This is a genomic window from Dolichospermum planctonicum, assembly GCF_005402965.1.
GTDB lineage: Bacteria > Cyanobacteriota > Cyanobacteriia > Cyanobacteriales > Nostocaceae > Dolichospermum > Dolichospermum planctonicum.
Genome location: NZ_BJCF01000001.1, coordinates 136,203 through 158,465, shown reverse-complemented (window position 1 = coordinate 158,465; position 22,263 = coordinate 136,203). Strand labels below are relative to the sequence as shown.

Annotated in this window: 21 protein-coding genes and 1 tRNA gene; 12 read left to right on the top strand and 10 right to left on the bottom strand. The window is 36.2% G+C overall.

Annotation, left to right across the window (positions count from 1 at the left end; genetic code table 11):
* Window positions 1–913: 913 nt before the first annotated feature.
* Window positions 914–1,090, bottom strand: a complete 177-nt coding sequence (locus tag FFO06_RS21025; RefSeq protein WP_162501155.1) for a hypothetical protein — start codon at window positions 1,088–1,090, stop codon at window positions 914–916.
* A gap of 702 nt (window positions 1,091–1,792) precedes the next feature.
* On the opposite strand from FFO06_RS21025, the gene FFO06_RS00740 reads away from it, so the two are divergent.
* From FFO06_RS00740 to FFO06_RS00705, 8 genes are all read left to right on the top strand, one after another.
* The gene (locus tag FFO06_RS00740) at window positions 1,793–2,173 is read left to right on the top strand and encodes a HetP family heterocyst commitment protein (RefSeq protein ID WP_137906318.1); all 381 of its coding nucleotides are present in this window, start codon (window positions 1,793–1,795) and stop codon (window positions 2,171–2,173) included.
* A gap of 1,088 nt (window positions 2,174–3,261) precedes the next feature.
* Window positions 3,262–3,858: a helix-turn-helix domain-containing protein gene (locus FFO06_RS00735; protein WP_137906317.1), complete on the top strand. Its 597-nt coding sequence runs from the start codon at window positions 3,262–3,264 to the stop codon at window positions 3,856–3,858.
* A 21-nt stretch (window positions 3,859–3,879) separates the two neighbouring features.
* On the top strand, window positions 3,880–6,600 hold the full coding sequence (locus FFO06_RS00730; protein ID WP_137906316.1) for a peptidase domain-containing ABC transporter: 2,721 nt from the start codon (window positions 3,880–3,882) through the stop codon (window positions 6,598–6,600).
* Between the two features lie 92 nt (window positions 6,601–6,692).
* Window positions 6,693–8,231: a beta-barrel domain-containing protein gene (locus tag FFO06_RS00725; protein ID WP_137906315.1), complete on the top strand. Its 1,539-nt coding sequence runs from the start codon at window positions 6,693–6,695 to the stop codon at window positions 8,229–8,231.
* Between the two features lie 135 nt (window positions 8,232–8,366).
* A complete protein-coding gene (locus FFO06_RS00720; protein WP_137906314.1) occupies window positions 8,367–8,636 on the top strand; it encodes a hypothetical protein in 270 nt (89 codons plus the stop codon).
* A 64-nt stretch (window positions 8,637–8,700) separates the two neighbouring features.
* Window positions 8,701–8,955, top strand: coding sequence for a hypothetical protein (locus FFO06_RS00715; protein WP_137906313.1), 255 nt, complete (start codon window positions 8,701–8,703; stop codon window positions 8,953–8,955).
* Between the two features lie 123 nt (window positions 8,956–9,078).
* Window positions 9,079–9,348: a hypothetical protein gene (locus FFO06_RS00710; protein WP_137906312.1), complete on the top strand. Its 270-nt coding sequence runs from the start codon at window positions 9,079–9,081 to the stop codon at window positions 9,346–9,348.
* Window positions 9,349–9,564: 216 nt separating this feature from the next.
* A complete protein-coding gene (locus FFO06_RS00705) occupies window positions 9,565–10,353 on the top strand; it encodes a peptidylprolyl isomerase (protein ID WP_137906311.1) in 789 nt (262 codons plus the stop codon).
* Between the two features lie 72 nt (window positions 10,354–10,425).
* Here the strand turns inward: FFO06_RS00705 and FFO06_RS00700 are convergent, their stop codons facing one another.
* The 6 genes from FFO06_RS00700 to FFO06_RS00675 form a co-directional block, all read right to left on the bottom strand.
* Window positions 10,426–11,508 carry a T3SS effector HopA1 family protein gene (locus FFO06_RS00700; RefSeq protein ID WP_137906310.1) on the bottom strand — a complete coding sequence of 361 codons (1,083 nt, stop codon included), beginning with the start codon at window positions 11,506–11,508 and terminating at the stop codon, window positions 10,426–10,428.
* A gap of 15 nt (window positions 11,509–11,523) precedes the next feature.
* Complete coding sequence (locus tag FFO06_RS00695) at window positions 11,524–12,687, bottom strand: phosphotransferase family protein (protein WP_201275400.1); 1,164 nt, start codon at window positions 12,685–12,687, stop codon at window positions 11,524–11,526.
* A gap of 69 nt (window positions 12,688–12,756) precedes the next feature.
* Window positions 12,757–12,972, bottom strand: a complete 216-nt coding sequence (locus FFO06_RS00690; protein ID WP_137906308.1) for a hypothetical protein — start codon at window positions 12,970–12,972, stop codon at window positions 12,757–12,759.
* Between the two features lie 320 nt (window positions 12,973–13,292).
* Complete coding sequence (locus tag FFO06_RS00685; protein ID WP_137906307.1) at window positions 13,293–13,559, bottom strand: hypothetical protein; 267 nt, start codon at window positions 13,557–13,559, stop codon at window positions 13,293–13,295.
* A gap of 354 nt (window positions 13,560–13,913) precedes the next feature.
* The gene (locus tag FFO06_RS00680; RefSeq protein WP_137906306.1) at window positions 13,914–14,174 is read right to left on the bottom strand and encodes a hypothetical protein; all 261 of its coding nucleotides are present in this window, start codon (window positions 14,172–14,174) and stop codon (window positions 13,914–13,916) included.
* A gap of 241 nt (window positions 14,175–14,415) precedes the next feature.
* Complete coding sequence (locus tag FFO06_RS00675) at window positions 14,416–14,988, bottom strand: peroxiredoxin (protein ID WP_137906305.1); 573 nt, start codon at window positions 14,986–14,988, stop codon at window positions 14,416–14,418.
* Between the two features lie 188 nt (window positions 14,989–15,176).
* On the opposite strand from FFO06_RS00675, the gene FFO06_RS00670 reads away from it, so the two are divergent.
* Window positions 15,177–15,602 (top strand): Fur family transcriptional regulator, encoded by a 426-nt coding sequence (locus FFO06_RS00670; protein WP_137906304.1) that lies wholly within the window; start codon window positions 15,177–15,179, stop codon window positions 15,600–15,602.
* Window positions 15,603–15,721: 119 nt separating this feature from the next.
* Here the strand turns inward: FFO06_RS00670 and FFO06_RS00665 are convergent, their stop codons facing one another.
* Both FFO06_RS00665 and FFO06_RS22230 read right to left on the bottom strand, forming a co-directional pair.
* Window positions 15,722–17,131, bottom strand: coding sequence for a lysophospholipid acyltransferase family protein (locus FFO06_RS00665; RefSeq protein ID WP_190372588.1), 1,410 nt, complete (start codon window positions 17,129–17,131; stop codon window positions 15,722–15,724).
* Window positions 17,124–17,255, bottom strand: coding sequence for a hypothetical protein (locus tag FFO06_RS22230; RefSeq protein WP_265584146.1), 132 nt, complete (start codon window positions 17,253–17,255; stop codon window positions 17,124–17,126). Before FFO06_RS22230 ends, FFO06_RS00665 begins: the two co-directional genes overlap by 8 nt.
* Window positions 17,256–17,295: 40 nt before the next feature.
* Between FFO06_RS22230 and FFO06_RS00660 the strand changes: the two genes are divergently transcribed.
* Entirely contained in the window at window positions 17,296–17,925 is a 630-nt protein-coding gene (locus FFO06_RS00660; protein WP_137906302.1) for a DUF938 domain-containing protein, read from the top strand.
* A 111-nt stretch (window positions 17,926–18,036) separates the two neighbouring features.
* On the opposite strand, the gene FFO06_RS00655 is transcribed toward FFO06_RS00660, so the two are convergent.
* Window positions 18,037–18,109: transfer RNA gene (locus tag FFO06_RS00655), tRNA-Ala, on the bottom strand.
* Window positions 18,110–18,186: 77 nt separating this feature from the next.
* On the opposite strand from FFO06_RS00655, the gene trhO reads away from it, so the two are divergent.
* Both trhO and gcvP read left to right on the top strand, forming a co-directional pair.
* Window positions 18,187–19,089, top strand: a complete 903-nt coding sequence (gene trhO, locus FFO06_RS00650; protein ID WP_137906301.1) for an oxygen-dependent tRNA uridine(34) hydroxylase TrhO — start codon at window positions 18,187–18,189, stop codon at window positions 19,087–19,089.
* Between the two features lie 116 nt (window positions 19,090–19,205).
* Window positions 19,206–22,133, top strand: coding sequence for an aminomethyl-transferring glycine dehydrogenase (gene gcvP, locus FFO06_RS00645; RefSeq protein ID WP_137906300.1), 2,928 nt, complete (start codon window positions 19,206–19,208; stop codon window positions 22,131–22,133).
* Window positions 22,134–22,263: the final 130 nt, after the last annotated feature.

The following is a 22,263-nucleotide window of genomic DNA, read 5'->3' as shown; positions in this document are numbered from 1 at the left end:
ATCAATCTATTTGGTCAGGTTGGCCAGGTTCAAATGTAGCTGGTGTCTATGACTCCCATTTTAAGTTCAAAGTTCCCGGTTAGTTTGAAGATCATGAAAATTTTGATCTTGATTGAGCTTTCACTAAGTGCAGCGTATATCACCCTTCAATTCTTTTCCCGTTACTGAAAAATTTATAAAAACTTCAACAGCCTTGGGAGTTATACCTTAACCTCTTCATTGTTATTTGTCAAGCAATTTACTTTTGCATCCCCAAAGTCAAACAGCAGCGGTTTATATACTGGGATTTTCAGAAATTTTCTGTTTTTATAATTACTTAACTATACTTATTTAAACTAGCTTATATACCGAAGTATCCGCTTTTCATAGCTAACACCACACTCCGCTATCAGAATCATCAGCAATAATTGACAATAAATAATAATAGTTATTCCTACTCAATCAGTTTAATAACTATCACTGGAATCTCACTTATTTCAATAACTTATATACAGATAATTACCCAGCCTGTTATTTAATTAAATTGCAATATTATCTCATAAATAAATGAGATAATAACTAAATGTTCATGCTGATACGGTTTTTCCTATCTACAGATGATGAGATGGATTTTTGTATTTAAATACAAATCTATCAGTAAATTAAAATAATATTCAAAATCTGGGCATTAATAATAAATTAGATGGATAAAATTTTAATTATTTTTTTCGCAGTTATTTACACCTATTTGTCTGATATTTATTGAAGATTTAAACCATTGTAACCCTTACATAGTAAGGACTTTATCAAAAAAAATTACAAATAAACTACTTCGTCAACATCAAAAATTGTTGAATAGAAATAGGACTTTTTGTTGATAGATATATAGTATTTGCCATTGTCTAGATGCTAATAACATAGATAGAAGACATTGCTAGTATTTTTGCTTTACATGACGATGATAGCATCTGCCATTGAGATTAAAGTGGGGGGTAACACCCCTCATTTTTTGCCCAGCGGGGTCAAAACTTAAACCTGCACAAGAGATGGGTAAATCTCTAGATAACTTGAGTAAATTTAACTTAAATTTTGCTAGTTTGGCAGATGACATTAGCAAGAAAAAATAGTATAAATAAAAATGTGGCTTTTGAAATTGAGAAATCAACGGTTTTCCTGATTCCATCCAGCAATTGTGAGCTTTTACCGAGAAGCGACAAAATTAATGGTAAGAAGTTATACAGCAGTAACTAAGGAAAAGCAGAAGATTAACCCTTGGGAGTTTCAACAGCAGACAACTGTATCTACGAAAAGCTACGTCAAATTCGAGTTCTCCAGGTAGAAACCAGACCAAAGGAAAATATTTACCTTTGATTCATTAGTAAGTACAAACCTAAACTCTATAAGTAATTAATACATACTACTTAGGTAAGGAATAGGGTTTACTAAATGAAAACTGTAAAACTGCCCAGAAAACTAGGATATATACGGCAAAACGGTACAGAAGCTTGATTAAAAATAGTCAGGTTTTCAATCACAGGTCAGGTTATGAAAAAAATCATCAGGTCAAATGCGCTTTTTAGCTTAGTTAAGCGGGTAAATTTAGAGATGCAGTTCTCTCAATTCCATACCCATCAGGTATCCATGTTATCAAGTACCGTACTTTTGAAACGGGTTCTTGCTTTTTGTAACATCTGCCAGCAATTGATTACCTATAGATTCCGGTCATTCCCGCTCCAGCAACTTGGCTGAGGCTGTTTATCAAGTGCAATGCAGAAACTGGACTAATTTACTCAATTTAAAGACAACTAAGATTATGAATCAAGATATTGCTGGCAGTGGTAACAACTTAGGACCGAAAATCCATCCTGAACAATTAGACCAAGTAGTCGAAGCGATTTTAGCAGGTAAGTATTCTTGGGCTTGTGTTTTAATGTTGCGGTTTGTTGGTTATAATCCGATGCACTATATTCCTTATCGCACTTATAACCGCATATTGAAAGAAAATGCCCGCACAAATAGGTCAAACTCACAAAATAATGAAAGTCTGAAAATTGCTAAACCAACCACAGAGAAGTCCGAAAGCAATCTAGCTTCTAACTGTTTAAGCAAGATTAAAGATATAGCGTATCTGGAAGTGGGGGGTAAGCAAAAAGCAGAAGCACGCGCTAACAGTAGGGAAAAAAAGTCAGCATAGTTGCTGAATATACTGTAATTGCCTGTTACTCAGTAAAATTGGATCTGAAATGTGAGTAACTGCAATTACTGAATCCCTATCTGCCAGCATGGGAAATATACATTTGTAACATCTTATAAATTAGAAATAGCAGAACAAAGGTGCATGGCGGACTGCATTTTTCCCAAAAAGCTGATTGCTTGTAGCACTTGTGTCTCTTAATAATTAAATAAATCAGGATTTAGGCAATTTGCATATTAGTAAGGTGTGTCATATTTATTAAACGCTGTCAATAAGCAGATGTTTAATATTTGACGCATCCTATCTGATATTTAGGGTGGTGCAGTCATCTGAGGTAAGATATTAGCGGGCAAGATGCCCGCACCACAAGAGTTTTCTCATGGGAATCTACTAAGCATATTTTTAGCAGATTGAAATTTATATAAATTTTATGTAAAGATATCATGAAGTTTAGATAAAGATTTGATTTTTTATATAAATTTTCAAAGAAGATATAGCAGAATTTAAAAATAACAATCAAAGCTTTGTCACTTTTTTATCTAAACTGAATGGCTAACGCTAAGTTATCAGACAGACAATTTCATATTTAGAAAGTTTGCTGATGAGAATTTTTTGATTTTAGGCTACTGTAAGAGATAGATTACATCCTTCCTGAACTTATCTACTTTGAGGCTGCAATATTTGGAGTAGGTGTGTCGTAATTATTGGGGAATTAAAGCTGCATGAACTTAAATAGTCTAGTGTTGATTGATAAATCTGAATACCAGTGTTTATGAATGTCCTGAAATCTAAATTAGGGATAATATCATCCTTGAAGTGGATTTTTGGATGATTAACTAATGGGGATAAATTTAGTATTAGGGATAAAAATGATTGGAGTTTATCTGTAGGTGTTTTAGCAGACAATGCTGTTTATTGGGGGGAAAACAGCTATACTTGTTGCATAAATATGGAGAAATAAATACTCATGAAACATCCTACAGATTAAATACTAAATGTCTGTGAAATTCTTTGCATCTGTATTTGAGCAATAGATGTAACAGATGGATTTGCCCAAATTTGAAAGTAGAAGGCAACTGGTAAGAATTATGTCATCTTATTCTCATCAAGATCAGGTTGTTAATATTTACGATACTTATGAAAGTAAGTTTTTAACACCCTTTCAGCGGAAGGCCTTGCTAAAAAACTTACAAAATAATTCACAACCAGAATATCGGCGACGCATTGAGATAATGTTGTTAGCAGATATGGGAAAATCACAAACTCATATTTGTGAAATCATAGGCTGTTCTCAAGAAATGGCCAGGTATTGGATAGGTATTGCTGAGGCAGGTATGGCGCATAAATGGAATCAGCGGCCATTGGGTAGACCAAAGATTGTTAATCATCAATATATTGAAAAATTGAAAGAATTAGTTAATTGTAGTCCCCGTGAATATGGCTATGCTTTTAGTGATTGGACGGCTCAATGGTTGAGCAAACATTTAGCTAAAGAGTTGGGAATTAAAATTAGTGATCGCCATATCAACCGTTTACTTAAACAAATGGGACTTTCCACTAAACGTAAAAATTATCCATTGACAACTGCTGAAAATCAGGATATAGCAATTACAATTAGTGATTTGCATTCTCTACCTGAACCTAGTTTTCATTGGTCATTTAATCTCATGCAGGCCAATCAATAATAGTGTTTTGGAGGTTAGGAAATGCTATCAACGTTTTCTCAGGAACAGTTAGCTACAAACATTAAGCAAGTCTTGGGTGATTCCCTATCAAATCAAGCAGTTGCCGATTGTATCAAGGCTTTAGAAATTATTGAACCACCGGTAGCAAAGCAATTTTGGCAAGGGACAACAGCAAAGCCGGGAATTTATATTGTGCTAACGGGTAAGGTGAGATTACTTGATAACTCTAATAACTTAATTACTACTCTCGCGCCAGGTTCATCATTTGGGGAGTTAACTTTATTTCCAGAACAAGAATTTAGTAGTTACGTTGCTAGAGCTTCTGTGAATTTAAAAATTGCCTATCTTCCCCAACAGATGGTGAAGAAGGTAATGGGAGAATTTCCTGATACTTATGATCTTTTGCTGAATAAAGCACAACTAATTAACACTGCCAAACCTCCAGAAATTCCCACTCCAGAAACACCAAGAACAGCAAAAACTGCCAATTTTACCCAACTGACAATTCCCCCACTGGCACAACCAAAAAAGCGCCCCAAATACTTTCCTATTCCGACTGTAACTGCTGGAAATTGGTGGCGTAAATTTACCAAACGCTATCCATTTTTTGAACAACAAAGTGCTGCGGATTGTGGAGCTGCTTGTTTAGTCATGATTGGTCGTTATTGGGGGAAAAACTTCAGTATTAATCGCCTGCGGGATTTGGCTAATGTTAGCCGTAGTGGTGCATCCATGCGAAGTTTGAGTGCAGCAGCGGAAAGTCTTGGTTTTGCTACCCGTCCAGTGAAAGCCAGTTTAGATAAATTTGCTCAACAACCTTTACCAGCGATCGCTCATTGGGAAGGTAAACATTACATTGTTGTCTATGAAATTACCAAAAAACAGGTAATTGTCGCCGATCCTGCCCTTGGTCAACGCTATTTAACTATCAATCAATTCAAAGCAGGTTGGACAGGCTACGCTCTATTACTAGAACCCACAGCTTCACTCAAAAAAACACCAGAAGCTAATACGCCATTTTGGCAGTTATTGGATTTAGTTAAACCTCACTTTCAAGTCCTACTAGAAGTATTCATTGCTTCGGTATTAATTCAGGTATTTGGATTAGTAACACCCCTATTTACTCAACTTTTATTAGATAGAGTCATTGTTCAAGGTAGCACCTTAACCTTAAATACTGTAGGCTTCGGATTATTAATTTTTGGTTTGTTTCGTGTCGCCATTAATGGGTTAAGACAATATTTACTTGACCACACAGCCAACCGAATTAGCGTCGCTTTAATGGTGGGATTTATTAAGCATACATTTGGCTTACCTCTGTCCTTTTTTGAGTCTCGATATGTTGGTGATATTGTCTCCCGTGTCCAGGAAAATCAGAAAATTCAGCGTTTTCTCACTGGTGAAGCTTTATCTATTGGCTTAGATTTATTGACCGTCGTTGTTTATGTAGGATTAATGTTTTGGTACAGTCCACCAATGGCGGGGATGACATTAGCAATTGTGCCACCATTTGTGTTATTAACATTATTTGCTACGCCATTTTTACGTCGAATTAGTCGAGAGGTATTTGCCGCAGGAACCCTAGAAAATAGCTATTTAATTCAAAGCTTGACGGGGATTTCTTCCATTCGCTCAATGGCAATTGAACAAACGGTGCGTTGGCATTGGGAAGAATTGCTGAATAATTTAATTAAAAAGAACTTTAGTGGTCAAGTAGTTAGTAACCAACTGCAATTAGTTAGCTCTACCATTCAATCTTTAGCCAGTACAGGATTACTATGGTTTGGGGCTTGGTTAGTTATTCAAAACCAACTTACCATTGGTCAATTAGTTGCTTTTAATATGTTGTTAGGCAACATTATTCAGCCTTTCCAACGGTTAATTATCTTGTGGAATCAACTACAAGAAGTAATCGTTGCCACCGAACGAATTAATGATGTTTTAGAAGCAGAACCAGAAGAAGATTTAGAACATAAACCTCGCCAATATTTACCCAGATTAATCGGGAAAATTAGTTTTAATAACGTTACATTTCGCTATCACTCTGAGAGTGAAATTAACATTCTAGAAAATCTCAGTTTTGAAATTTTACCAGAGCAAACTGTAGCAGTTGTCGGGCGCAGCGGTTCAGGGAAAACCACCCTTTCTAAATTGATTTTGGGTTTATATCCACCGACAGATGGAAGAGTTTTAATTGACAATCAAGATGTGACTAGTATTTCCTTGCATTCTCTGCGATCGCAAATTGGAGTTGTTGATCAAGATACATTTTTATTTGGAGGAACAATTCGGGAAAATATCACTATTGCCCATCCTGAAGCCTCTTTAGAAGAGATTATAGAAGCCGCCCAACTTGCAGGGGCAGACGAGTTTATTAAAAGGATGCCAATGGGTTATGAAACACAAATTGGTGAAGGTGGAGGAATGTTATCAGGAGGACAACGCCAACGGTTAGCAATTGCCCGCGCCTTATTAGGAAATCCTCGACTTTTAATATTAGATGAAGCTACGAGCCACCTTGATTCTGAATCTGAACGTATTATTCAAAACAACCTCAAAAAAATTCTGCAAGGACGTACAAGTTTAATTATTGCTCACCGTCTTTCTACAGTTCGTCATGCTGATCTAATTTTAGTTTTAGATCGTGGTGTTTTAGTAGAAAGTGGTACTCACGACGAATTAATTACCAAAAAAGGACATTATTTTTATCTCAATCAACAACAATTAGCACAAACAAATTAATTGTTTTAATTGTTTAATTGCCAAGATATCCCTGACTTCTGCAAGAAGTCAGGGATATATAACTACAAAAATAGAGAACTGTAAAATTATTTATGCCCCAGTCAGTTTATACACAACCAACAACTACTATAAATCAGCAGAATCAAACCGAATCTACTGCTTTTCTCCCAAATCAAAATCAAACCCAGACATTAGGTAAGGTCCAGGATTGGTTTTATGGTACAGAAGAATTATTAGATGCTTTACCAAAAGTCTGGACTCGTTCAATGTTGTATTTGCTGGTTAGTTTTGCAGCAATTATTTTACCTTGGGCAATGTTAACTAGAGTTGATGAAACCGGAAATGCTATTGGACGAATAGAACCAAAAGGTGCAACACAAAAATTAGATAGTGCGGTGACTGGTACTATTGTTTCTGTTAATGTTAAAGAAGGGGCAACAGTTAAGGCAGGACAGGTTTTAGTGAAAATAGAATCTGAGGTTATGCAAACAGAAATACAACAAATAAAAGCTAAATTAGAAGGGTTGAAAAATCGTAAATCTCAACTAGAAATCTTAAAAAATCAAGTCTTAATGGCAATTAATATTCAACGTCAGCAAAACCAATCTCAATCATTAGAAAAAATGGCTCAAGTTAATCAAGCCAGACAAACATTTGAAACTAAAAAAAGTGCTTATAATTTCCAAGATTTGGAGAAATTGGCACAAATTGATCAGATGAAACAGAATGTAAAATCTACTCAAAGTAACTATAGGTTAGTTACAAGTCGCTTGCGTCGAGATATTTCAGAAGTTGCCCGTTATCGTCTACTGTTAGAGGAAGGTATAATTCCTCAAACCAAACTAGTAGAATTAGAAAAGATTGCTGAGGAAAGTCAACGTTTACAAGAAGAAGCAAAATTTAATATTCAAACGGCACGGTTACGCTTAAAAGAACAAGAAAGTAGTTATCAGTCGCTTATGAATCAATTTAAGTCAGATATTGAACAAGCAAAATTGCGATTACAACAAGAGGAAAGTAGTTATAAAAGTGCTATACAAGGAGGAGAATTAGCATTATTAAAAAGTCAGGAACAGTTTAAAGACCTACAAAATCAAATTACTTCTCTACAATCGGAAATTATGCAAACAGAAGGACAGATCATCTCCCTAAATTTACAACTAAAACAGCGAATTATCCGCTCTCCTATTGATGGAACAATTTTTGAACTACCCATTAAAAAAGCTGGTTCTGTAGTCCAACCAGGACAAATGATTGCTCAAATTGCACCCAAAAATGCGGACTTAATTTTGAAGGCACGTATGGCCAGTCAACATAGTGGTTTCGTTAAAGTAGGAATGCCAGTAAAAATTAAATTTGATGCTTATCCTTTCCAAGAATATGGAATTTTATCAGGGCGAATTACTTGGATTTCACCTAACTCTAAAATTCAGGAAAATAGTGCCAATCGTCTAGAAACCTATGAAGTAGATATTGCTTTGGAAAATCCTTATATTCAAGTTGGTAACAAGCAGATTCCTCTCACCCCTGGACAAACCGCAAGTGCCGAAGCAATTATCCGTCAACGTCGAGTTATTGACTTTATTTTAGATCCATTTAAGAAGTTACAAAAAAATGGTTTAGAGCTTTAATGTCAACGAAAATTAAAGACATAATTCATGCAATTATGTCTAATAAAAAAAGACTTTAATATGCAACTTTTATATAATCTATGAGGAAATAATGTAAAAATATAAGAGTCAAGTGAAGATTAGAAGGATAATATAATGGAAAGATTAGTAATTAATAACTTTGATTACACGGATTTAGAAAGCTTTATTTATGATTTAAAACAAATAGAATCAAATATTGTATTAGGAGGATTAGTTTGGGGCGATTATCCAAATTGGGGAGGGACTCCTAATGTTTTTGTCATGACCATCTATGATGGTTTAAATACCATATCAACAACTTATGAAGGTGCAGGGAATTTTCATGATAATAAATTCCATACGATAGACTATGCGCGGACAGTTAATGCTTGGGTATCTCATTAATTATTTCACGATATTTAAAGGTGCAATCAGCAGAACTGTTTACTTTTGATGAGAAAATAAGATCATGGCTACAATCATAATTTCTGATTTGCAACTTCTTGAGAAAAAGACATTCTTATATGACTTAAATTCACAGCAAATCACACAAATATCAGGTAGTATTTTTCTGCCTTTATGGGATCGTCCTGCTGTTCACTTATCAACAGTTTATGATGGAATAAACAATCCCCAAACAACATATGAAGGTCCATTTGGATTCCATGATAACAAGATTTTCGCTATTGACTTTTCCAAACTATCCGGCTATTTAGTAATCTGATAGGTATATTGCCTTGTCATCAGGACAATTTTTAGCACCAACCTACTTAATTATTGTAGCAGATTCAAATGCAATTTCGTCACAATTGCAAAACTGTTCACTTTTTGATTAGGAAATAATATCATGGCTACAATCATAATTTCCGACTTAGAAACTATTGATAAAAATACATTCTTGTATGACTTAAATTCAGAGGAAATACAACAAATAGTAGATACTGATATTCTCCCTTTATCAGGTGGTTTTGATCTGAATTTTCTGTTAACCACCATTCAGGATGTTATAACTAATCAGACATCAAGCGATAATGGGCTATTTGGTTCAAATTCCCGTAATAACAAGATTTTTAGTCTTGATTTTTCCAACCCATCTCTTTATTTAGTTACCAAATAACTCGATCACAATCACAATTATGTCCCCGGATTGTGAGATAATTCGGGGGTATAAATCTGGTAATTTTTCTCATATAAATTATCGAAAATATTAAAAGTATCATTAGATAGAGATAAGAAAATAACATATCAGGTAAATATGATAGATACGCTGATAATTCATTTAAATAGGATCAAATAAATTCTTAATGGGTTTAGTAAATCGAGGAATTACGCCATGTCAGATATTTTAAAAATATCCAATGAAGATATTATTTATCATCTAAAAATATCTTGTCAAATCCCTAGTTTATTAGAAGCGATCGCCACTAGAAAAGTTATTACTGAAACGGCTGAAAAAGCAGGGATTACTGTCGAAACAGCAGAACTACAACAGTCCGCAGATAGTTTACGATTAGCTAATAGACTGATTAAAGCTGAAGAAACCTGGGAATGGTTACAGAAACATTATCTTTCCTTAGATAATTTTGAAGAAATAGCACATCTCAATATCTTATCGACAAAATTAGCTCATCATTTATTTGCTGAGAAAGTTGAACCATTCTTTTATGCTCATCAACTTAATTACAGCGCCGCCGTTACCTATGAAGTGATATTGGATGATGAAGACTTAGCCTTAGAAATATTTTACGCTCTTCAAGAAGGAGAAATTAGTTTTCAAGAAATCGCTCGTCAATATATCCAAAATCCCGAAATAAGACGCGCTGGAGGATATCAAGGTATCCGCAAACGTAGTGATTTTAGACCAGAAATTGCCTCTCTAGTATTTGCAGCTAATCCCCCACAAATTCTTAAACCAGTAATTACACCAAAAGGAGTGCATATCATTATAGTTGAAGAAATAATTGAACCGGAATTAAATGAACAAATGCGTGTACAAATCCTTGGCGATTTATTTACTAATTGGTTAAAAGATCAAGTTAATAAATTAAAGATTGTCGCCACATTAGGAGCAAGTCTCAATTTTTCCTCTTCTCCAGCAGAAATATTGAGTAAAGCCAGTTAAAATTGAGAAGAGTTATATCCCTGACTTCTTTAACAAGTCAGGGATCTTGTTATGAGATAATATTCAGGAAAACTATCTATCTAATGGGGTATAGATATCCTGTGAATGTGTATTAAGATAAGGATATTGTAATTTAATTTTTTGTAATGCAAATTGTTCAAGAATAGCCGTCATTCGACTTTCTGAATCATTTTGATCTGCTTGCCAAGCAGCAATTAAACCATTAGCAATAATTTGACAACGATGAGTACCAAAACTTTCTTTTTCACCGAATTTATTTTCTGGTTCTTCAGCACAACTCAATCCTGGAGCTAGTGGCTTAGTAAATAACGGTACTTGTGGAGAAAAAATCTCTTGATTTGCTAAATATACCTTTTGTAATATAGGGTAAATAGTCTTATATTCATGTTTATTGAAATATAGGACGGCTGAATCATAACGTTTATATTCATCAGGACTATATAGGGCTTTAAATGAGAAAGCAACTGGCAGATTATTGAGTTCTGTAGTTATATTTTCCATCACTGATAATGCACCTTCTGGTGATACATTAAAGTAAATTCTCAGAATATCTTGATTATCTTCAGTTCCTAAATTAGATGCTGCCATATAAAATCCATTTTGAACTAAATTCTTTGGCATTTTGATCGCTACTAAGTTACCGACAGTAGCATACTTATCAACTTCTGATAAGTACAAATCACGCTCAATATGTAAAGTTAAACCATTTTTGTGGACTGCCAAAGATCCATCAGCTTCTTCATTAACTACTAACCAATCTTGACTCCAATAGCCTATACCCTTATTACTGGTATGTAGTCGTTCATAAAAAGCCAAATCTATGCCAAATAAGCTATTATTACTGAGGTTATTTATCTGCGAATCAGCGGTAGAAAAATCATTCGAAGAACCGTTATAATAAGCACCATAAAGAAAATTACGCAATTGCATACTCAAATGTTTATGTTGAATATCCAAGGGTAAATCTTTAAAGCGAGAGATTACCGATTCTGGCAATTCAAATAACTTGTATTCTGGATGTTTAATTGAATAAAATGATTCAATTTCCAGATGATCAACAATATTTTGCAGTGCTGTTTGTAATTCCTTTGGTAATTGGAAAAGTTGACTCTTTATAGAATCTAATACTTGCATAAAAGCTTTCCTTCTCTAAACAAGAGATAAATTTTTAGAAGTTATTGTTGAAAATTCCATTCCCAAAATGGTGGGAATAGATGCTTGGGGACGACATAATAAACTCTTAGCAACTTGGAGCATACAGATACTAGAATTATCAAATATTTTTTCATATTGAACTCTAGCTTGAATAGCTCTAATTAATGCTAAACCGCTAAATTGCATGACTAATTGGCAGAAATTTGGACGAGTTTCTAAAATTGCTGTAAAGGTATTTAAATAACTACTAACTAATGTTGATAAAGAAGGTTGAATCATTGATAACGGCACAGCAGCTAAACGCAAACATTCTTCAATGGGTATGCTTTTATTAGGCACTATGCTATACAACCAAATTTGTAAATAACTAGCAATTATTGTGCCTAAATCATTAGCAGGATCTCCCCAATTACCTCTTTCCCAATCAATCAATCTGATGATATTTTGATTTCCTATTAGTTTTTGCTCAATTTCTGTTTCCCAATTCAAAAATAAAAGAATATTATTGAGCTTGAGATCATTATGAGTCAGACAACAAGGAGTAAAAACCTGACTCAATTCTTTAATTGCTTTTCCTAAATTATCATAACGTTGATAGAGAGAAAAAAACTTCAAACCATCAGCAGGAACTTGACCAAATACTTGTGGTGTAATTCTATCTAATCCTTTGGTAATATTTTGCTGCTGAAGAGAATTTTCTAGAAATTCTTGATAGTTTTTATTCTTTATTGTTAAGCCATGCACCGTTGCCAAAGTTGTACCAATTAATTGGGAAATCTCCACAGGAAATATCTGATCTTTAGCGTAAAATTCTGCTAGATCTTGATATTGATTTAGGTAATTAAAAACAATGATGGAGTTTTCTAAGTCAAAATGAATTACTTCTGAAAAAGATGATTGCAAATGCTTTATTTCTGGGAATTTTTGACAAAAATCATGAATTCTCCATTCATCTATAAATTCACCCAAGGTTTTACCATTTTGATCATGACGCTCTTGTTTTACTAAGAGTTGACGACCATCTGCTAAACTAATTAATAAGTTAAAGTTTTTAGCAGGTTTTAGCTCTATTTTAGTGATTGAATTATCTTGTGGATGACAAATTTGGTGCTCAATTAAGTAATCAAACACATTGCTAGAACTGATGATGAATGGCATAATTGCTGATGATAATATGTGAAATAAGTCAATGATAGCCGCAATAAAATGGTTGTGTTATTTCAAAGATCACAAAAAGTTTCTCACTTTGTTTGTTAAGAACAAAATGCTCTCTATAGCATAGACTGCTAACATAAATTCCAGCCCCTTAACACCGTAATAAAATATTTGATTAACATCATTATCCTCACCACCAAACAAAGATAATAATTCCATATTATTCAGATCGTTAATAAACTTTATTTCCTGGGAATTATGTAGATCATAAATTCTAATACTTGCCATTTCTTACCTTTACAAAAATTAACTTTTGATTTTTGTAAATTAATTTACCCACAGTCCTGAATCCTTACACCAATCTTATTAAATATCCAGGATTATTAGTAATAGATTGTTTCTTTTACTTTTTAATCCTGGATAACTATATAGCAATCTTTGTAGAAGTTATAAACACCCTACAGATTCGCTAGTGACGCGGTAATTAATTGATAATGCTTACAGCTAAATCACTAAACCACGTCGTCACCCAACATCTATATCTGTGTTCACAATTCCTTGAGGATTGCTAAATTCGCCTTGTAGTCAACTACAAAGCTAGGGAATTATTAGTAGTGGGCGGTGACGCTGGGGGCAGAGGGGTTATGACTAAAAGATTTAGCTATATGCTTAATACTAGCGATCGCATAGCCATCAACTAAGTATTCAAGGTATTTCACACCAAAATCGCCATATTCACCAAAGCCGCTATTATAACTACCACCACCATGTACGGCTACAGAACTTGCATCATTGAGATCATTAAGATAACTTTCAGAATCTTGGAATAGTTCAGAACCAGTTACATTTAATTGGGAAAGAGTAATACTTGCCATAATTTCCTTGTTTTTGTAAATGGGACTTGTGAGTCAGTTAAGTTTGTGTTTTCTTAACTGTTACCCCTATTTTTATTTAAGAAAAATAGAAAAATCAAGGCTTTGAGCCTAGTAAAAAAGACACAAATAGATGAATTTTGTCTTTTATTAAAAGTTAACTTCCTAGTTTAAGTTACAGCCTATTTTAGGTTTATGAACCACACCCTTACACCCTCCCCCTAGCAAAGTGGGGTATTTTTGTGCCTGACAAAGTTGAAATCTGCTGTAACTAAATAAGAAAATCGTGTATCTTCAGATTAAAACATCTGAAAATACACGAAAGCAAGGAAAATATTCAATTTACAACAGCATCTTTTAAAAATTAAAGTTAATTCCGAGAGTATCTGTTGTATCTTCGAGGGTTATTTTCCATTGCGCTATACTACTGTTTATTTCTTTGAGCATGGTGGAAAAATCATTAGTATTGGTAGTATTGTTGCTGTTGGTCATGTTATATCTTGCCATATCTCTTCTGGTCATGTAACCACCGTTGATATTTTTCATTTCCCAAAGTGTTAGTTCATCCAGAATCGGTTCTGGAATCTTTTTTCCTAATTCGGAAATTATGATTTTCACTATTGTTTGACCTCCTGAAATACTTTATTCCCTGGAATAAAACTATCAATTTATCCCCTACTTATATTTTGGAATAGTATCTGACAAAACAGATGATTTTCAGCTAATTTATTAGACAGAATTAAGGGTGTTTTGTCTATGAAAACAAAAAAGCAAAAGAAGTTTTATCTAACTTCCTTCGCCTTATATAGTTTAAAAATATCAACCTCTATCGCCAGTTAGAAATTTCTAACTTTACTAATTAACCAACAAATGCTAACCGAGGTGCAACTTCACTAGGACGTTCTACACCTTTGAGGTAAGCAAGAACAGTATCAGCATCAGATACTTCAAAGGGGTCACTACCACAGTTGTCTTCAAAACCAGGTTCAACGAACATTTTTTCAATTTCGCCGTTATTAACAACCATTGCATAACGCCAAGAACGCATTCCAAAACCGATGTTAGATTTATCTACTAACATTCCCATTTTCCGGGTAAATTCTCCACTACCATCGGGTAACAAGAAGACATTTTTAGCACCTTGTTGTTTACCCCATTGGAACATAACAAATGCGTCATTAACTGACAAACAAATGATCTGATCAACACCTTGCGCTTTGAATTCTGCAAATAGTTCTTCGTAGCGAGGTAAATGAGTAGAAGAACAGGTGGGGGTGAACGCACCGGGAAGAGCAAATAATACTACTTTTTTACCACCAAAAATCTCTTCAGTGGTTACATCTTGCCAACGGTAAGGATTGGGTCCAGGTACAGATTCATCCCGAACACGAGTCTTGAATACTACATTTGGAACGTGAGTAATAGCAGTCATAAATACCTCTTTTTTAGATGGAAGATTTTAACTCGTGTCTTTAGCCTATAAATCAGAATAATTCTGATTTAGGAATTTGTCAATAGTTATAAATACTTATTTTATAATGTATTTTTTAAAAAGCTTTAATTCTGAAAAAGGAAAAGTTATAATAGGGGTCTATATCTTTATATAATCAAGTAAATCCTATGCAGCAAAAAGCTAATGATATTATCAAAACCCTGAAAAGTAGAGGGTTGAGAGTCACACCCCAAAGATTTGGGGTTTATGCCAACCTATTAGCAAGGGAAGATCATCCTACAGTTGATCAAATTTTGAGAGACTTAAACCAGGAAGCACCGACTTCCTCCCAAGCTACGGTGTACGCGGCGCTTCAGGCACTGCGTGAAGCGGGTTTAGTGCGAGAAGTGCTATTACAAGAGGGAATATCTCGTTATGATGCCAATGTAGCGCCCCATCATCATTTTCGCTGTACCTGCTGTGGTGCGATTGAAGACATTAACTGGAATGTTTTTCCCGGTATTGATGTCAGTCAACTGCGGGAGGGGTTAACAGTAGAAAGGTATGAAGTGACAGTTGAAGGAATCTGTGATATCTGCGGTAATGGTACTTAATGCCGCCATTAAGTATAATTAGATTGTGAGTAAATGAAGTCCAAACATGAATAATCAAACCCTTGTGGTGCGGGCAAGATGCCCGCTACAGGTCTACCTTATGGGTCTGGAGGGAGAAACTAATCCTTAATTAACCCCTCCAAAATCATCTGTAAATCCTGGGTCAAATCACTTACACCCTTTCGTAAAGCTTGTTTATTCCCTTGACAATTTTCCCATCTTTCATTAATATTAATCGCTTCACCGACAGAAATCATGGCTTGTTTCCAACCTAAACGCGGCCTGCCTGGCAAGGTAGAATCTTTAATGCGAGACAACATATCAAACATTAATAAAATCGTTTCTGCAAATCTTTCTGGGGTTGGTTTTTCTAGAATATAATTAGCAGTGACCGCGACGAAACTTTCAGCAATTCTCATGTGTTGCATTTTCAAATCTGCTTCTTGGGCTACCCAATCAGCTAGACCACGTTGGAAAGGTGATAAACTTTGAATATCAGCGATATCATCCCGATAAATATAATTCCAACCAGCATCTTCTAAACGCCGACATCTATCAATAAAATTACCTTGAGGCCGGATATTAAAATACTGTTCTGCAATTTTTAAAGCTGTATCCATCAATCGGTGTAATCTAGTAATTAAAATTTCATTTGTGGGAATTTCGGAAGTTATAATTTCTGGAAATTCTTGATGATAAAAACGCCGATAAAATTCCTCCATTTCCGAAATTAGATATTCAGATAAATCCACCACCCGCTGATATAAAATTTCTTCCCTTTCCTGGCTAATTTCACTAGTTTTCCTAACAGGTAAACCGCTATCAAGTTCTAATTTAGATAATAGCCAATCTATTCTTTTCCAAGGTGGGTTCACATAGCTATATTTAATCCCAATCGGAATAATAAAAACCTGTTCTTCACGGTTAGCTTTTTTGAGATCTTCCACACACCAAAAACCCAACTGGGCTACACCAGGTTCTAAGGGACTGACTATACTACTGTGTCCATTTGTACCACCTTCAGGAGCGATCGCTATGGGCATCTCTGCGGTTGCAAATAATTCTCTTGCCTTATTAATAGCCGTTCTATCTATGCGTTTGCCCCTACGTATAGGTATACCACCAAGTCTAGAAAATAACCATCCTAACCAATTTCCTGCCCAGATTGTCATCCCCCGTTCATAGATAAAATAGCTGTGAAGTGGATATTTGAGCTTAATACCTTTTTTTCGCGCCACTTTAGGGACAATCCGTGATAGCAAATATGACATAGATAGAGGATCTTCTACCTCCGGGTGACGAAAAGCAATTAAAAATCGGACTTTACCAGCCTGAAATTCATGGTATAATTCAGCTAGGACTTCCGCATTTTTAGCTTGAATATTCACAATACCCGCAGGTAGCCAAGGTCTAGTTCTCACCCGCAAAATCAAGGGCAAAAACCAAGATACAATTTTTACAACCAATGGATTATGACATTGGGGAATAAACTTGAGCGGTGGTTGGGTAGAATGAATAGATTTAGGCAAGTTGTTCTCCTGTGGTGTAGCGAAAAAAGCGATTAGAAATCGCATCTACACAGACAAAACCTGTCCACCCAGGTGGCCTTGGCCTGTGTAGTAGCGTTCCCCTGTAGCGAAGCCATATTACCATATTATATTCGTCCAATATTTCTCAAACACCCTCCCATCCAATTATGACACCAGACTGGCGGAAATTTGCCCCCGCGACCCAGCGCAACCGCGAACCCATTCTAGAAGTGCTTTTACAGATATTACCTCAAAATGGGACAATACTCGAAGTAGCCAGCGGCACAGGTGAACACGCTGCATTTTTTTCCCAACACTTAGCACCCCGGCAATGGCTACCATCTGACCCCAACCCAGAACTGCGTGCTAGTATTAGAGCATGGTCTGAATATCTCCCCTGTGATCATCTTAAACCACCCCTAGATTTAGATGCCAATTTACTAATATGGCCTGTAGAAAAACAGCCATTGCCAGAACCACCCATTTCTGCTATAGTAAACATTAACATGATTCATATTTCGCCTTGGTCTGCTTGTTTAGGACTAATGGCAGGGGCTGGACGGATTTTGCCACCAGGCGGTATACTGTATTTGTATGGTCCTTATAAACAAAATGGAAAACATACAGCACCCAGTAACACTGCTTTTGATGAGTCTTTACAAGCACAAGATACAGCTTGGGGAGTCCGTAATTTAGAGGACGTGGTTAAATCTGCTGAAGCACAAAATTTGATATTGCACCAAACTCACCCCATGCCAGCAAATAACCTTTCGCTAATATTTAAACATAATTAGGGCTTGCTGAATTGAAATATGAAACCGGAAAATATGGCTACGCCACGCAATCTATCTACCTTGACTCTTTGCGCCTTTGCGTGGGACATATTTACATATTTCGCAAATAAATGGAGGTTAGCGGACTCGAACCGCTGACATCCTGCTTGCAAAGCAGGCGCTCTACCAACTGAGCTAAACCCCCAAGCCCTGTTTTTAATACAAAGAGTGCAATTATATAACTAGACCATCGTAAACTCTTATGATTATTTTGTCAAGACCATGAACCAAGAAAATTTTTTAGTCGTTGCTGCATTGTATAAGTTTGTCAGTTTACCTGATTATAGCCAACTGCAAACACCCTTATTAAATTGTTGTCAGTTACAGGATATCAAAGGAACTATATTACTCGCTCCCGAAGGAATTAATGGTACAATTGCTGGTTCTCGTCAGGGAATTGATACGGTTTTAGCCTTTCTCCGTCATGACTCGCGGTTTAGAGATTTAGAATATAAAGAATCTTATGCCGAAATTCTCCCTTTTGAGCGGCTGAAAATCCGCTTAAAAAAAGAAATTGTGACTTTGGGAATACCAGAAGTTAACCCGAATGAAAAAGTGGGAACTTATGTCACACCTCAAGAATGGAATGATTTAATTTCTCACCCCGAAGTCACTGTTATTGATACTCGCAACGATTACGAGGTCACGGTTGGGACTTTTAAGGGTGCAGAAAATCCCCAAACTCAGACATTCCGAGATTTTCCCGAATATGTAGAAAAGCATCTTGATACCAGCAAACATAAAAAAGTGGCTTTATTTTGTACCGGAGGTATTCGCTGTGAAAAAGCATCATCTTATTTACTTTCTCAGGGCTTTGAAGAAGTTTATCACCTCAAAGGCGGCATTCTCAAATATTTAGAAGAAGTCCCCCAGGAAGAAAGTTTATGGGAAGGAGAATGTTTTGTTTTTGACGAAAGAGTTGCTGTCCGTCATGGCTTAAAACCGGGAAGTCATGAATTATGCTTTTGTTGTGGAAACCCCATTTCCGACGAAGATAAATCATCATCTGAATATGAAGCGGGAATTTCTTGCCCCCACTGCTTCCACAGTCTAACACCGGACAAAAGAAAACGACAACAAGAAAAATGGAAACAATACCAACTCACAAATTCAACCAACACCTAACCTTTAGATTTTTGCGCGAAACAAAATCAATATTTAGCAAAAAATCTAGCAAAAACCCTAAGATCCAAAAGTAATCATTACAATATATGAAGATATAAATCCTTGGAGAACAATTTGTGGTAGCTAATCTTACCCGTACTCAACCCAAAACCAATCAAAAATTGGGTAACTTTACACAAAGACACATTGGACCAAACCCTGATGATATTCAGCAAATGCTTGATACATTAGGCCTTTCCCACCTTGATGACTTAATTGATAAAACAGTACCACAGGCAATTCGTTTTCAGCAAGAGTTGAAATTACCACCAGCACAAAGCGAATATGCAGCATTGGCAAAATTAAAGCAAATAGCCGCCAAAAATCAGGTTTATCGCTCATTTATCGGCATGGGGTATTATGATTGTATCACCCCGGCGGTCATTCAACGCAACATCTTAGAAAATCCCGGTTGGTATACAGCATACACCCCTTATCAGCCAGAAATTGCCCAAGGACGTTTGGAAGCGTTGTTAAACTTCCAAACTATGATCATTGACTTGACCGGTTTAGAAATTGCTAACGCTTCTTTACTTGATGAAGCGACAGCAGCCGCAGAAGCAATGAGTATGAGTTATGGTGTGTGCAAAAATAAATCCCATAACTACTTTGTATCCCGTGAATGTCATCCTCAAACCATTGATGTATTGCAAACACGCGCCAAACCTTTAGGCATAAACATCATTATCGGTGATCATCAAACCTTTGATTTTACCGAAACTATCTTTGGTGCAGTTCTGCAATATCCCGCAACTGATGGTACAATTTACGACTACCGCAATTTTATAGAAAAGTCCCATGCTCAGGGTGCATTGGTGACAATAGCCGCAGATCCTTTAAGTTTAACATTACTCACACCCCCGGGCGAATTAGGGGCTGATATTGCCGTAGGTAGTACCCAACGCTTCGGTATTCCCCTGGGTTTTGGGGGACCACACGCTGCTTATTTTGCCACAAAGGAAGAGTATAAACGCTTAGTTCCAGGGCGGATCGTGGGGGTATCAAAAGATATTCATGGTCAACCTGCCTACCGTTTAGCCTTACAAACCCGTGAGCAGCATATCCGCAGAGATAAAGCCACCAGTAATATCTGCACAGCCCAAGTTTTATTGGCAGTGATGGCGAGTATGTATGCAGTTTATCATGGACCTGATGGACTCAGAGCGATCGCCCAAAATATTCATCAATTAACCGCAACTTTAGCCGCAGGACTGAAAAAGTTAGGTTATAAAATCACTTCGGAAAACTTCTTTGATACCTTGCGGGTAGAATTAGAAAATACCAAATTAGCAGCAATTCTCGACGCTGCGAATGAGAGAAATATCAACTTGAGAATTTTTGATAATTCCACCGTGGGTATTTCCTTAGATGAAACTACCACAGAAACAGATTTAATTGATATTTGGCAAATTTTCGCAGGTACAGATAACTTACCTTTCAGTGAAACAGAACTTAATTCTCTTACCAATTACCAATTACCCATTACCCATTACCCATTATCACGAGAAAGTAAATATCTCACCCACCCAGTTTTCAATCGTTACCATTCAGAAACCGAGTTATTACGTTATTTACATCAACTAGAAAACAAGGATTTATCATTAACCACCTCAATGATTCCCTTGGGTTCTTGTACCATGAAATTAAACGCAACTGCGGAAATGATTCCCGTAACTTGGGAACAATTCGGCAAAATTCACCCTTTCGCGCCAATTTCCCAAACCAGAGGTTATCAAATCCTGTTCCAACAACTAGAAGCATGGTTATCAGAAATTACAGGTTTTGCGGGAATTTCCTTACAACCCAATGCAGGTTCTCAAGGAGAATATGCGGGACTTTTAGTAATTCATGAATATCATCACAGTCGCAAAGAAGGACACAGAAACGTTTGTTTAATTCCGCAATCTGCACACGGTACAAATCCCGCAAGTGCGGTAATGTGTGGGATGAAAGTTGTAGGAGTTGCTTGTGATGATCATGGTAATATTGATGTTGAGGATTTAAAAGCCAAAGCTGAAAAACATAGTCATGAATTATCAGCTTTAATGGTGACATATCCATCAACCCATGGCGTATTTGAAGAAGCAATTCAAGAAATTTGTGCAGTAATTCATTCTCACGGTGGACAAGTTTACATGGACGGCGCTAATATGAACGCCCAAGTGGGTATTTGTCGTCCTGGTGATTTTGGTGCAGATGTCTGTCATTTGAACTTACACAAAACCTTCTGTATTCCCCATGGTGGTGGTGGTCCCGGTATGGGTCCCATTGGTGTCGCTTCCCACCTCGTCCCCTTTTTACCAGGACATTTTGTGACGACAATACAGGAAAATAATCCAAAATCCAAAATCCAAAATCCAAAATTCACCGGTGCTGTTTCTGCTGCACCTTGGGGTAGTGCGAGTATTTTGGTAATTTCCTGGATGTATATTATCATGATGGGTGCAGATGGGTTGACGGAAGCAACCAAAATCGCCATTTTGAATGCTAATTACATGGCTAAGAAATTAGAGTCATATTATCCGGTTTTGTATCAGGGAAAAAATGGTTTAGTAGCACATGAATGTATTTTAGATTTGCGAAGTTTGAAGAAATCAGCGCAGATTGAAATTGATGATGTTGCGAAGCGGTTAATGGATTATGGTTTTCATGCACCTACCGTTTCTTGGCCTGTTGCTGGGACAATTATGGTCGAACCAACGGAAAGCGAATCTAAACAGGAATTAGATAGATTTTGTGATGCTTTGATTGCGATTCGTGAGGAAGTTGCCGCCATTGAATCTGGTACAATGGACATTCACGATAATCTTTTAAAAAATGCCCCTCACACTGCGGAAAGTTTGATTATTGGTGAGTGGAAACATCCCTATTCCCGTGAACAAGCTGCTTATCCTGCACCTTGGAGTAAGGAATATAAGTTCTGGCCAAGTGTGGGGAGAATTGATGCAGCTTTTGGGGATAGGAATTTTGTTTGTTCTTGTTTACCGATGGAGGCTTATAGTTAGTTAATTTGTAGGGTGCGTTAATGAAATGTAACGCACCGTTTTGATTTTTTTATTGAAATAGTGCGTTACTAAATAAGTAGATTAATTAGCGTCAAAGCTTCTTACTGTTAGAAACATGACTATTAAAGAA

Bases quoted from the DNA above. Each gene is read 5' to 3' on its own strand.
- FFO06_RS00675 (WP_137906305.1), bottom strand. From the start codon at position 14,988: ATGACTGCTATTACTCACGTTCCAAATGTAGTATTCAAGACTCGTGTT.
- FFO06_RS00710 (WP_137906312.1), top strand. From the start codon at position 9,079: ATGGCTACAATCATAATTTCCGACTTAGAAACTATTGATAAAAATACA.
- FFO06_RS22230 (WP_265584146.1), bottom strand. From the start codon at position 17,255: ATGGTAATATGGCTTCGCTACAGGGGAACGCTACTACACAGGCCAAGG.
- FFO06_RS00730 (WP_137906316.1), top strand. From the start codon at position 3,880: ATGCTATCAACGTTTTCTCAGGAACAGTTAGCTACAAACATTAAGCAA.
- FFO06_RS00725 (WP_137906315.1), top strand. From the start codon at position 6,693: ATGCCCCAGTCAGTTTATACACAACCAACAACTACTATAAATCAGCAG.
- FFO06_RS00735 (WP_137906317.1), top strand. From the start codon at position 3,262: ATGTCATCTTATTCTCATCAAGATCAGGTTGTTAATATTTACGATACT.
- FFO06_RS00720 (WP_137906314.1), top strand. From the start codon at position 8,367: ATGGAAAGATTAGTAATTAATAACTTTGATTACACGGATTTAGAAAGC.
- FFO06_RS00700 (WP_137906310.1), bottom strand. From the start codon at position 11,508: ATGCAAGTATTAGATTCTATAAAGAGTCAACTTTTCCAATTACCAAAG.
- FFO06_RS00705 (WP_137906311.1), top strand. From the start codon at position 9,565: ATGTCAGATATTTTAAAAATATCCAATGAAGATATTATTTATCATCTA.
- FFO06_RS00690 (WP_137906308.1), bottom strand. From the start codon at position 12,972: ATGGCAAGTATTAGAATTTATGATCTACATAATTCCCAGGAAATAAAG.
- FFO06_RS00670 (WP_137906304.1), top strand. From the start codon at position 15,177: ATGCAGCAAAAAGCTAATGATATTATCAAAACCCTGAAAAGTAGAGGG.
- trhO (WP_137906301.1), top strand. From the start codon at position 18,187: ATGAACCAAGAAAATTTTTTAGTCGTTGCTGCATTGTATAAGTTTGTC.
- FFO06_RS00695 (WP_201275400.1), bottom strand. From the start codon at position 12,687: ATGCCATTCATCATCAGTTCTAGCAATGTGTTTGATTACTTAATTGAG.
- FFO06_RS00740 (WP_137906318.1), top strand. From the start codon at position 1,793: ATGAATCAAGATATTGCTGGCAGTGGTAACAACTTAGGACCGAAAATC.
- FFO06_RS00685 (WP_137906307.1), bottom strand. From the start codon at position 13,559: ATGGCAAGTATTACTCTTTCCCAATTAAATGTAACTGGTTCTGAACTA.
- FFO06_RS00715 (WP_137906313.1), top strand. From the start codon at position 8,701: ATGGCTACAATCATAATTTCTGATTTGCAACTTCTTGAGAAAAAGACA.
- FFO06_RS21025 (WP_162501155.1), bottom strand. From the start codon at position 1,090: ATGTCATCTGCCAAACTAGCAAAATTTAAGTTAAATTTACTCAAGTTA.